We start from the raw sequence: 8,987 nt of genomic DNA, 5'->3' as shown, positions 1-8,987 counted from the left end.
GCTCGATGGCGCATCATTGGCAGTCGTCGGGCGAGAGTGCCAGCCCGGCATTGACCCCCGCAGCACCAGGAGCCATCGCCGTGCCCACGTACCAGTACGCCTGCACCAATCCTGAGGACAAGCACGAGTTCGAGGTCGTGCAGTCCTTCAGCGACGCTCCCGTGAGCCAGTGCCCGGAGTGCGGCGCGCCCGTGCGCAAGGTTTACGGCTCGGTCGGCGTGGTCTTCAAGGGCTCGGGCTTCTACCGGACCGACAGCCGCAAGTCCTCCTCGGCCGCCGAGAGCACCTCCTCGTCCAACGGGTCGTCCTCGTCCAACGGGTCCTCCTCGTCGTCGTCGAAGGAGAGCTCCTCCGCCACCCCCGCCGCCACGACCTCGTCGGCCTCGGGTGGGTCGAAGGCCGCGAACTGACGACTTCCCCCACCGGGGCCCGTCCCCGCCGTCCACACCCTGCGCTCCCGTCCACAACCTGACGCGTTCGCCCCGGGCCGGCGGGCCGGGCCGTCAGGCTCGGGTGGTGCCCCGCTTCCGCCGTCCCCGTTCGCCCGTGCACACCGCCCGTCGGGCCGCCGCCGCGCTGCTGGCGGCGGTGGCCCTCGTCCTCGCCCTGCGTCCGGCCCCTCGGACGGCCGCCGCCGAGGAGCCCGCTGATGTGCCGGTGACCGTGGCCGCCACCCATCTCCCTCCCGGCGCGGTCCTGACCGCGGCCGACCTGTCCCTCGCCCGCTTCCCCTCCGGGCTGGTCCCGGCGGGCGTCGCCGCGGAGCCGGCTGCACTCATCGGACGGGTGCTGGCCGGCGGCCTGCGCGCCGGCGAGCCGGTCACCGACGTCCGGCTGGTGGGGGCCGGCCTGACCGCGCTGCTGCCCGACGGTCAGGTCGCGGCACCCGTCCGGCTGGCCGACCTCGCGGTGGCCGCGCTGGTCCGCGCCGGCGACCGCGTGGATGTGCTGGCCACGCCGCCAGACGCCGCCACCGCCGACGTGGTCGCCGACGCGGCGCTCGTCCTGGCCACGCCCGGGGGTGAGGAACCAGCCGGCGGGCTGCTCCTCCTCGCCGTCGACGGAGCGACCGCGGCCCGGCTCGCCGCGACGTCCACCACCGCGACGCTGACGCTCAGCCTGCCACCGCCGTGACACGCCGCCCGCCCTGTGACCGCCGCAGCCGTGGTGTGGCTGGATGAATCCATGATCAAGGGCTTCAAGGACTTCCTGCTCCGCGGCAACGTGGTCGACCTGGCCGTCGCCGTGGTCATCGGCGCCGCGTTCACAGGAGTCGTCACGTCGTTCACGGAGTCGTTCCTCCGGCCGCTGATCGGGCTGGTCGGTGGCGGCGGGCGGACCGGTGGGTCCTTCGTGGTCGACGGTCAGACCTTCGCGTGGGGCGATTTCCTGAACTCCCTGCTGACCTTCGTGCTGACCGCGACGGTCGTGTACTTCGTGGTCGTCCTGCCGATGAAGCTGATCCTCGAGCGGCGCAAGCGGGGTGAAGAAGCGGGCCCGGTCGCCCCGACGCAGGTCGAGCTGCTGGTGGAGATCCGCGACCTGCTCCGTGCCGAGCAGGGGCGGGGCCCCGGCCAGGACCCGTCCGGGCCGGGCACGACGACGCTGCCCGGGCAGCTCTGACGGGTCAGTCGCTGCCCCAGTGCGGCGGCCGGTCCTCCAGGTAACGGCGATCGTCGTCGGACGGGTCACCCGGCCGTTCGCCCCAGCCGACGTCGCTGTCGTCCGGCGCCCGCAGCGAGCGGGCCGCTGGGACCACGGGCGCGCCCGGCTGCGGAGCCAGCGGCCGGCCCAGCCCCTCGAGCACCTCCGCGGCGGGCAGCGCCGCCAGGGCCACGCCCGGCACGGCCAGCTTGCTGCCCCGCGTGCCCGAGCCGATGACGACGAGGTCCGCGGCCGCCACCGCCGGGTCGACGAGCACCGGCCAGCCCGCGGGCAACCCGACCGGTGTGATGCCCCCGAAGGCCATCCCGGACTCGGCGACCGCGACGTCCTGGGGGGCGAAGGAAGCCTTCCGGGCGTCGAGGTGCCGCCGCACCAGCCCGTTGACGTCGGCGCGGGTGGTGGCGAGGACGACGCATGCGGCGAGGGTGGTCTGCCCGGCCCGCCGGGCGGCGACGACCACGCAGTTGGCCGACGCCTCCAGCGGCACCCCGTAGGCCTCGCTGAACGCGGCGGTGTCGGCGAGGTCGTCGTCGATCTCGGCCACCCAGGCCGCCCCGTCCAGCTGCGCCAGCGCTGCCGCGACGGGCGCTGCCAGCAGTTCGGGCCGGTCGCCGGCGGGCAGCCAGGTCAGGGAGCCGAGCTGGGGTGTGGTCGCGGAGGGCACGTCCCGATCCTCCGGTACCGCCCCGGAGCCGACCACACCGCCCGACTGACCGGAACGCGGCGGACCTCGGCCGCATGCCGGCTGTCGGCGGCCGGACCGCCCAGCCAGGATGGTCTCATGATCGGACAGCTGCACTCCGTCGTCATCGACGCGCCCGACGCCCACGCGCTCGCCGGCTTCTACGCCCAGCTCCTGGGTATGGACGTGAAGGGATCGCCCGGCGACGACTGGGTCGTCGTCACCGGCGCCGGGTACCGGATCGCCTTCCAGCAGGCGCCCGACCTGCAGCCTCCCGACTGGCCGGACCCGGCGCGCCCCCAGCAGTTCCACCTCGACATCCGCGTCGCCGACGTCGATGAGGCCGAACCGAAGGTCCTGGCGCTGGGCGCCCGCAGACTGCCCGGTGGGGGCGGTGACTTCCGCGTGTACGCGGACCCCGTCGGTCACCCCTTCTGCCTGGTGTGGGACGCATGAGCGCTGAACTGCCGTCGGTCGATCTGGCCGCCGCCAGCCCGTTCGTGGCAGCGATGAAGTTTGAGGTGACCGAAGCCGGCGGCTCCCGGGTGAGGGGCCACGTCGACGTGGGGGCCGACCAGCACACGCCTTGGGGGGTCGTCCACGGCGGCCTGTACTGCTCGGTCGTGGAGTCGGCAGCCAGCATCGGGGCGAGCGCTGCAGTCCAGGAGCGCGGCCAGTTCGCCGTCGGCGTGAACAACAACAGCGACTTCCTCCGTCCGATGACCGCCGGACGCCTCGACGTCGTCGCCGAACCGATCCAGCAGGGACGCACTCTCCAGCTGTGGCAGGTGCTGCTCACACGCGCCGACGACGGCAGGCTCGTCGCCCGCGGACAGGTGCGGCTGCAAAACGTCCCACTGCCCGGCGCGTGAGAGAAACCAGGGTCACCGACGCCATCGCCGCCGTCCGGGCGGTGGCGCTGGCCGCGGCGCTGGCCGGCTGAGGGTCAGGCGGCGAGGACGCCCGGATCCAGCGTGACCCGGAAGAGGGCGCGAGGGTCCTGCAGGATGGCCGGCGGCAATGCGGCGGACCGCGGGACCACCCGGTCCCAGCGGGCCGGGCGCCGATGCGGGAGCAGCTCGCGCCCCTGGAACAGGTAGCCGCCGACGATCTCCCCGAGCAGCAGACCGGCACCGCGCTCGATCGGCAGCGCGACGGGGTCGCCAGGTGCGATCTCGTCGAGGAAGGCCGACAGCTGGCGGAGGTCCTTGGCCGGGCGACGTCCGGACAGCTCCTTGGACAGGGCCCGGAGCTCGGCAGGGGCCAGTCCGGTCGCGTCGACGTCGATCCCGGACTGGGTGCCGAGGCCGACGACCCCGGCGGCCAGGCAGGCGCCGAGCTCGCCGTGGGCCCGCGGCCGGACCACCCACACCCGGACGCCGTCAGGCTCCGGCGCGGGCGGGACGTCGTCGGACTCGGGCCAGACGTAGGGCAGGTCGTCGGGCTCGGGACCGAACAGCTCGGCGAACCGGTGCCGGTAGAAGCCGGGGTCCTTCGCGATGAGGTTGGACCGGTGCGACCGGTGCAGCTGCTCGTCCCCGAGCCAGGACGGCAACAGCCCGGCACCGGCGAGCGCCTCCTGCGGGAGGCCGACGACGTCCGGCGCGAACTCCCCGATCAGCGTCTCCGTGGTGTCGGCGAAACCCCGCTCCCGCCAGACCCGGACCATCGCCAGGCCGTACGCCACCAGGCCCGGGGTGCGGCCGCGCCACATCCGGACCACCGGGTGCGAGGCCCAGCCGTAGTCGGGCAGTTCGAGGGCGCGCAGCACCTGGAGGGTCTCCACCCGCTGCTTCCCGAGGCGCGGTGAGTCCAGCAGCCGGGCGCTCGCGGCGAAGTCGGCGACGGGCAGGAAGGTCTGCATCGCCCGCCAGTCTCGGGCAGACCGGGAGGCGGCGCCGGATCAGCTCATCCGGCGAGGCGGGCGGCGAGCGCGGGGAGGACCTCCCCCAGCGGGGCGTCGACGCGGACGTCGGCCTTCGCGTCGCCGCGGGTGGGGCCGACGTTCACGATCCCCACCGGGATCCCGAGCTTCGCCGCGCGCAGCACGAACCGGTAGCCGCTCATGACCGTCAGCGAGGAGCCGAGGACCAGCAGGCTGCCGGCCTTCTCCACCAGCCCGAAGCAGTGCTCGACCCGGTCGCGGGGCACGGTCTCGCCGAAGAAGACCACGTCCGGCTTGAGCGGGCCCTCCCCGCAGGCGAGGCAGCCGACCATGACGAACCCGTCGAGCACCTCGTCGGGCAGCTCGGCGTCGCCGTCGGGGTTGATCTCGTCGGTGCGCGGCCCGAAGTGCGGGTTCGCCGCCTGCAGCCGCTCGTCCAGTTCTGCCCGTCCGGCGACGTCGCCGCAGTTGAGGCAGACCGTGCGGTCCAGACCGCCGTGCAGTTCGACGACGCCGGTCGCGCCCCCGGCCTGGTGCAGCCCGTCGACGTTCTGGGTGATGACGCCGCCCACCAGGCCGGCGGACTGCAGCTCTCCCACCGCCCGGTGGCCGTCGTTCGGCCGGGCTCCGCGGATCTGCCGCCACCCGACGAAGCTGCGGGCCCAGTAGCGGTGCCGTCCGCGTGGGTCGCGGGTGAAGGTCTGGTACGTCATGGGCGTGTGCCGGCGCAGGCTGCCGGTGGCGCCCCGGTAGTCGGGGATGCCGGAGTCGGTCGACAGGCCGGCGCCCGAGAGGACGACGACGTCGCCGTCGGCCAGCAGTTCGGCCAGCGCGTCGATCCCGGCGTCCTGGCGCGCGGTGGGCACGGCGGTCACCGGGCCATCGTCCCCTCCGATCGCCGCTCGTGCCGGGAGTCGGGCGGCCGGGGAGTCAGCGTGCGGCGAGCTCGGCGTCCAACCGTTCGATGAGCTGGTCGTACACCCGCCGCAGGCCCTTGGGGGCGAAGGTCCGCTCGAAGAACCCGCCGATGCCGCCGGCACCGTTCCAGGTCGTCCGGACCCGCACCGTCGAGACCCCCTCGTCGGCCGGCTGGACCGTCCAGGTGGTGACCATGGAGGAGTTGGCGTCGGACTCGACGAGCGTGTCCGACGTGGGCTGGGTGACGACCATCAGCTGATCACGCACGCGCTTCGACGTCGCTGCGAAGCGCCAGTGGACGCGCGTGCCCGCACCCTGCCCGCCCGACTCGACGCGGTAGTCGCTGAACTGCTCGGGCAGGGCCCGGCGGCGAGCCCCCTCGTAATCGGCGAGCGCGGCACGGACTTGCGCGGCGGGGGCCCGGACGACTCGTTCTGCGGTGGCGACGACCTGACTCATGACCGCCATCCTGCCGCCCGCGAGCGCCGCACCTCGCCTCCGGCGCCGCCCCGTGAGCGAGCTCACGGCGTCGCCGTCCGGGCCCACGGGTAGCCGTGGCCGGTGATCGCACCGCTGTCCCGCACCCGCTCCGGAAAGGGCGAGCCCCTTCTCCTGCTGCACGGCTGGGGCAGCTCGCGCCGGGACTTCACCGCCGTCCTCCCCGCCCTGTCCGAGCGGTTCGACGTGATCAACGTCGACCTGCCAGGCGCCGGCCGGTCCCGGCATCTGGACGAGCGTCCGACGGTCGCCGCGATCACCGACGCCGTCGAGCGCACGCTGGACGCCGAGGACGTCGGCCGGGTGCACGTGCTCGGCAACTCCCTGGGCGCCCGCGTGGCGCTCGAGCTGGCCCGGCGCGGTCGCGCCCGGTCCGTGGTGTCCATCGCGCCGTCCGGGCTGAACATCTGGCCGGAGCGGGTCTTCCAGGGGACCGGGATGGCGCTTGCCCGGCTCGTCGGCCGTACTGCCGCACCGCTGATCAGTGCCCTGTCACGGTCCGCGCCAGGCCGTACGGCGCTGCTGCTCACGCTGAAGACCCGCCCGTGGTCGACGAGTCGCGAGGAGGCCATCGGGGCCCGTGAAGGCTTCGCCGACTCCCGCGACTGGTGGCGCACCCTCCTGTGGGCGCTGCTCCTCGACGTCCCGCGGGGCATGGGGCACATCGACTGCCCGGTGTTGCTCGTGCAGGGCACCGCGGACTGGATCGCGATGGGACAGACCGTCCGGTACCTGCCGCTGATCCCCGGGTCGCGCTTCCGGCCGCTGCTGGCGGCCGGCCACGCGCCGCAGTCCGACCGGCCGGACACGATCGTGCGGCTGGTCGAGCGGACGGCGAAGCAGGCAGGACAGATCGATGCCGTCGGCACCCTCCCGCGGGAGGCGGCGCCGGCCGTGACGGTCACTCCGGAGCGACCGGCCGCCTAGCTACTGCGCCTCCTCGGCGTTCAGGTAGGCGCATCGGAACCGGGCGGTCGACATCGCCTCGGTGAACCGCGCCTCCCACGCCGGGTCGTGTGCCGGGAAGGTCTCCAGCACCCGCTCCTCGAGGACTACCGGCCGACCGTCCAGGCCGGTGTAGGCCCGCCGCACCAGCACGCGGGTCGTGCCGTCGACCTCGTCGTGGCCCGGCACCCACCGCGCCTGCGCGATCGCCGCCGCCAGCTCTGCGCGCTGCCGCGGGGGCAACGGTCCTGCGGGGGTGCCCTGCTGAAGTGCGGTCCAGAGCGCCCGGCCGATCACGACGAAGAGCCCCAGCACCGCGAGGACCAGCGCCAGCTCGATCAGCCCCAGCACCATGACGCAACGCTAGTTCCCGGCGGCGGCGTTGGCGGACGCCGTCACTCCGCCGGCACGGCCGTCCACCGATGCGGGTCAGCTGCTCCAGGAGGACCAGCCGGTCGAGGCGCGCCAGTCGGCCGGAGGGTCCTCACCGACCAGACCGTCCACGGCCTCGCGGAGCAGGTCGGCGTGTCCGGCGTGCCGGCCGTACTCCTCGATCAGGTCACAGAGGAGCCGGCGCAGGCTGGCGTGCCGGCCGTCCGGCGTGGAGACGTGGACCCACTGGCCCAGTCCCCCCTCGGTCAGGGGCCGCCGCGAGCCTCGCGCGGGACCGTTCGACGGCGTCCGCCCAGAGCGCGTAGAGCCGCTCGGGGTGTCGTCCGCGGCGGAGGTGAACGCCCAGTCGCCGTCGCCGGCCCACTCCGACTCCCACGGTCCGCCGATCCGCCGACCGCTCAGCCGGCGGGTGAAGACGTCGTCCCCCACGCTGGCGAGGTGCTTGAGCAGCCCGCCGAGGGTCAGTGAGGAGGCGCCGATGCGCGTCTGCAGCCCGGCGGAGTCGAGGCCGTCGGCTTTCCAGCGGAAGGTGGCGCGCAGGCGCTCGAGGGAGCCGACGAGGTGCTCGGCCTCGGTACCCGCGAGGGGCGGTTCCCACGGCGGATCGCTGCTAATCATGGCAGCACCGTAGGCCCTGACTCTCGCCCGACGAGGGCCCCGGCCGGACGCTGACGGCGGAGTTCCGGCAGAGCGCGCCTCAGCGAACCCGGCTGTCGCCACCGCCGCCGCCGCCGGTGAGAAGGATCGCAGTTCCCGCGATGCCGGGGCGGTCGGCCACGGGGGTCCGTAGCGTGGGGACGACACGATCCATGAAGTTTCAACGATCTGGAGTCCCCATGATCCGCCGTCTGCCGGCACCCGCCCAGGACATCGCGCTCCTGCTCGCCCGCGTCGTGACCGGCGTGGTCCTCATCGCCCACGGCTGGCAGAAACTCGTCACCAACGGCGTGGCCGGCACCGCCGAGGGCTTCGAGGCAATGGGCGTCCCGGCGGCCCCCGTCGCCGCGGCGATCGCGATCGTCATCGAACTGCTCGGTGGCGTCCTGCTCGTGGCCGGCGCGGCGACCGCGGTGGTCGGCGTCCTGGTCGCGCTGATGATGCTCGGTGCCGCCCTGTTCGTGCACGTCGGCGCGGGCATCTTCGCCACCGCGGGCGGCTGGGAGCTCGTCGGGGCGATCGGCGCCGCAGCCCTGGCGCTCGCCGCCACCGGCGCCGGCCGGTTCAGCGTCGACGGGGCACTCGAGCGCGGACGGCGCGTGCTCGCCCACTGAGTTCGCCACGCACGGCGCTCCGCTCAGCACGCCGGCGCGAGAGTCGGGTGTAGGCGGCGAACCAGTCGTTCGTGCGGCCGTACGGGGTCACCGCGTCGGCGGTCGAGACGCCGCCGCGCGGCGGGGCCATGCCGCCCGGAGGCGGCGGCGGTCCGACCGCGCGGAGGCGCTGCGTCAGGCTCGGTCAGCGGCCCAAGCGGTCGCGATAGCGAGCGGCCCGCTTGGCCGACGCGGCGCGCTTGCGCTCGCTCTCCTGCTGCTGACGCACGAGGCCAGCGCGATCCCGGTGCTCGGTGGCGGTCCCCGCCGGGTAGCCGGCCTTCATCACCCGGTTCTCCGTGGCCTCGGGCATGTAGGCGATGGAGTAGAACAGCGCGAGAGCCAGACCACCGCCCGCGCAGGCGGCGCGCAGCCCCCACGATGCCGGCAGCAGCAGCATGATCAGGGCGATCGGCACAGCGAGCTGGACCAGCATGCGGGCGACGTGGCGCAACCACCACGTCCGGGTGGTGGTGTCGTGCAGCACCCAGCCCCTGTTGCGCTCGGGCAGCCGGCCGCCGAAGGCGTACCAGACCCACCGGTGCGGAGCCGGTCGGACGACCGACTCAGCCGACGCGCCACGCCCTTCGGGGACTGCCATGACGACTCTTTCCTGGTCGATGAGGCCCACACGTTCATGGTCCCCGTGAATGCTAAGTGCACCAAGGGTTGGCCTACCAAGTGTCAGCAG

14 protein-coding genes are annotated in these 8,987 nt (G+C 74.1%); 7 read left to right on the top strand and 7 right to left on the bottom strand.

All coding sequences use genetic code 11. From position 1 onward, the window contains the following. Nucleotides 1-80: 80 nt before the first annotated feature. The 3 genes from CHB94_RS07040 (at nucleotide 81) to mscL (ending at nucleotide 1,623) form a co-directional block, all read left to right on the top strand. Complete coding sequence (locus tag CHB94_RS07040) at nucleotides 81-410, top strand: FmdB family zinc ribbon protein (protein ID WP_089335876.1); 330 nt, start codon at nucleotides 81-83, stop codon at nucleotides 408-410. 136 nt (nucleotides 411-546) lie between these two features. After that, nucleotides 547-1,134: a Flp pilus assembly protein CpaB gene (cpaB, locus tag CHB94_RS07035; RefSeq protein ID WP_254920461.1), complete on the top strand. Its 588-nt coding sequence runs from the start codon at nucleotides 547-549 to the stop codon at nucleotides 1,132-1,134. 15 nt (nucleotides 1,135-1,149) lie between these two features. Then, nucleotides 1,150-1,623: a large conductance mechanosensitive channel protein MscL gene (gene mscL / locus CHB94_RS07030; RefSeq protein ID WP_254920460.1), complete on the top strand. Its 474-nt coding sequence runs from the start codon at nucleotides 1,150-1,152 to the stop codon at nucleotides 1,621-1,623. A gap of 4 nt (nucleotides 1,624-1,627) precedes the next feature. Here the strand turns inward: mscL and CHB94_RS07025 are convergent, their stop codons facing one another. Beyond that, the gene (locus CHB94_RS07025; RefSeq protein ID WP_089335998.1) at nucleotides 1,628-2,329 is read right to left on the bottom strand and encodes a YbaK/EbsC family protein; all 702 of its coding nucleotides are present in this window, start codon (nucleotides 2,327-2,329) and stop codon (nucleotides 1,628-1,630) included. A 117-nt stretch (nucleotides 2,330-2,446) separates the two neighbouring features. Here CHB94_RS07025 and CHB94_RS07020 point away from each other — a divergent pair, with 117 nt between their 5' ends. Together CHB94_RS07020 and CHB94_RS07015 are read left to right on the top strand one after the other, a co-directional pair. Next, the gene (locus tag CHB94_RS07020) at nucleotides 2,447-2,803 is read left to right on the top strand and encodes a VOC family protein (RefSeq protein WP_089335874.1); all 357 of its coding nucleotides are present in this window, start codon (nucleotides 2,447-2,449) and stop codon (nucleotides 2,801-2,803) included. Continuing rightward, nucleotides 2,800-3,219, top strand: a complete 420-nt coding sequence (locus CHB94_RS07015; protein WP_089335873.1) for a PaaI family thioesterase — start codon at nucleotides 2,800-2,802, stop codon at nucleotides 3,217-3,219. Before CHB94_RS07020 ends, CHB94_RS07015 begins: the two co-directional genes overlap by 4 nt. A gap of 74 nt (nucleotides 3,220-3,293) precedes the next feature. Here the strand turns inward: CHB94_RS07015 and CHB94_RS07010 are convergent, their stop codons facing one another. The 3 genes from CHB94_RS07010 to CHB94_RS07000 are packed head-to-tail and all read right to left on the bottom strand — an operon-like array spanning nucleotide 3,294 to nucleotide 5,609. Next, nucleotides 3,294-4,211: an MSMEG_6728 family protein gene (locus tag CHB94_RS07010; protein WP_089335872.1), complete on the bottom strand. Its 918-nt coding sequence runs from the start codon at nucleotides 4,209-4,211 to the stop codon at nucleotides 3,294-3,296. Nucleotides 4,212-4,255: 44 nt separating this feature from the next. Next, nucleotides 4,256-5,107 (bottom strand): NAD-dependent protein deacetylase, encoded by an 852-nt coding sequence (locus CHB94_RS07005; protein ID WP_254920459.1) that lies wholly within the window; start codon nucleotides 5,105-5,107, stop codon nucleotides 4,256-4,258. 55 nt (nucleotides 5,108-5,162) lie between these two features. Beyond that, complete coding sequence (locus CHB94_RS07000; RefSeq protein ID WP_089335871.1) at nucleotides 5,163-5,609, bottom strand: SRPBCC family protein; 447 nt, start codon at nucleotides 5,607-5,609, stop codon at nucleotides 5,163-5,165. Between the two features lie 102 nt (nucleotides 5,610-5,711). On the opposite strand from CHB94_RS07000, the gene CHB94_RS06995 reads away from it, so the two are divergent. Then, nucleotides 5,712-6,575 carry an alpha/beta fold hydrolase gene (locus CHB94_RS06995; RefSeq protein ID WP_176445447.1) on the top strand — a complete coding sequence of 288 codons (864 nt, stop codon included), beginning with the start codon at nucleotides 5,712-5,714 and terminating at the stop codon, nucleotides 6,573-6,575. Here CHB94_RS06995 and CHB94_RS06990 read toward each other — a convergent pair whose 3' ends face one another. Both CHB94_RS06990 and CHB94_RS06985 read right to left on the bottom strand, forming a co-directional pair. Continuing rightward, nucleotides 6,576-6,947 carry a hypothetical protein gene (locus CHB94_RS06990; RefSeq protein ID WP_089335870.1) on the bottom strand — a complete coding sequence of 124 codons (372 nt, stop codon included), beginning with the start codon at nucleotides 6,945-6,947 and terminating at the stop codon, nucleotides 6,576-6,578. Nucleotides 6,948-7,022: 75 nt separating this feature from the next. Beyond that, entirely contained in the window at nucleotides 7,023-7,604 is a 582-nt protein-coding gene (locus CHB94_RS06985; protein WP_089335869.1) for a mycothiol transferase, read from the bottom strand. Between the two features lie 218 nt (nucleotides 7,605-7,822). Here CHB94_RS06985 and CHB94_RS06980 point away from each other — a divergent pair, with 218 nt between their 5' ends. Next, a complete protein-coding gene (locus tag CHB94_RS06980) occupies nucleotides 7,823-8,257 on the top strand; it encodes a DoxX family protein (RefSeq protein ID WP_089335868.1) in 435 nt (144 codons plus the stop codon). 184 nt (nucleotides 8,258-8,441) lie between these two features. Here CHB94_RS06980 and CHB94_RS06975 read toward each other — a convergent pair whose 3' ends face one another. Further along, complete coding sequence (locus CHB94_RS06975; RefSeq protein WP_089335867.1) at nucleotides 8,442-8,897, bottom strand: DUF5313 family protein; 456 nt, start codon at nucleotides 8,895-8,897, stop codon at nucleotides 8,442-8,444. Nucleotides 8,898-8,987 lie beyond the last annotated feature (90 nt).

This window comes from Blastococcus mobilis (assembly GCF_900188025.1).
Lineage (GTDB): Bacteria > Actinomycetota > Actinomycetes > Mycobacteriales > Geodermatophilaceae > Blastococcus_B > Blastococcus_B mobilis.
Note: the sequence above shows the minus strand (reverse complement) of the source record. Positions and strands in the feature narration are given on the sequence as shown.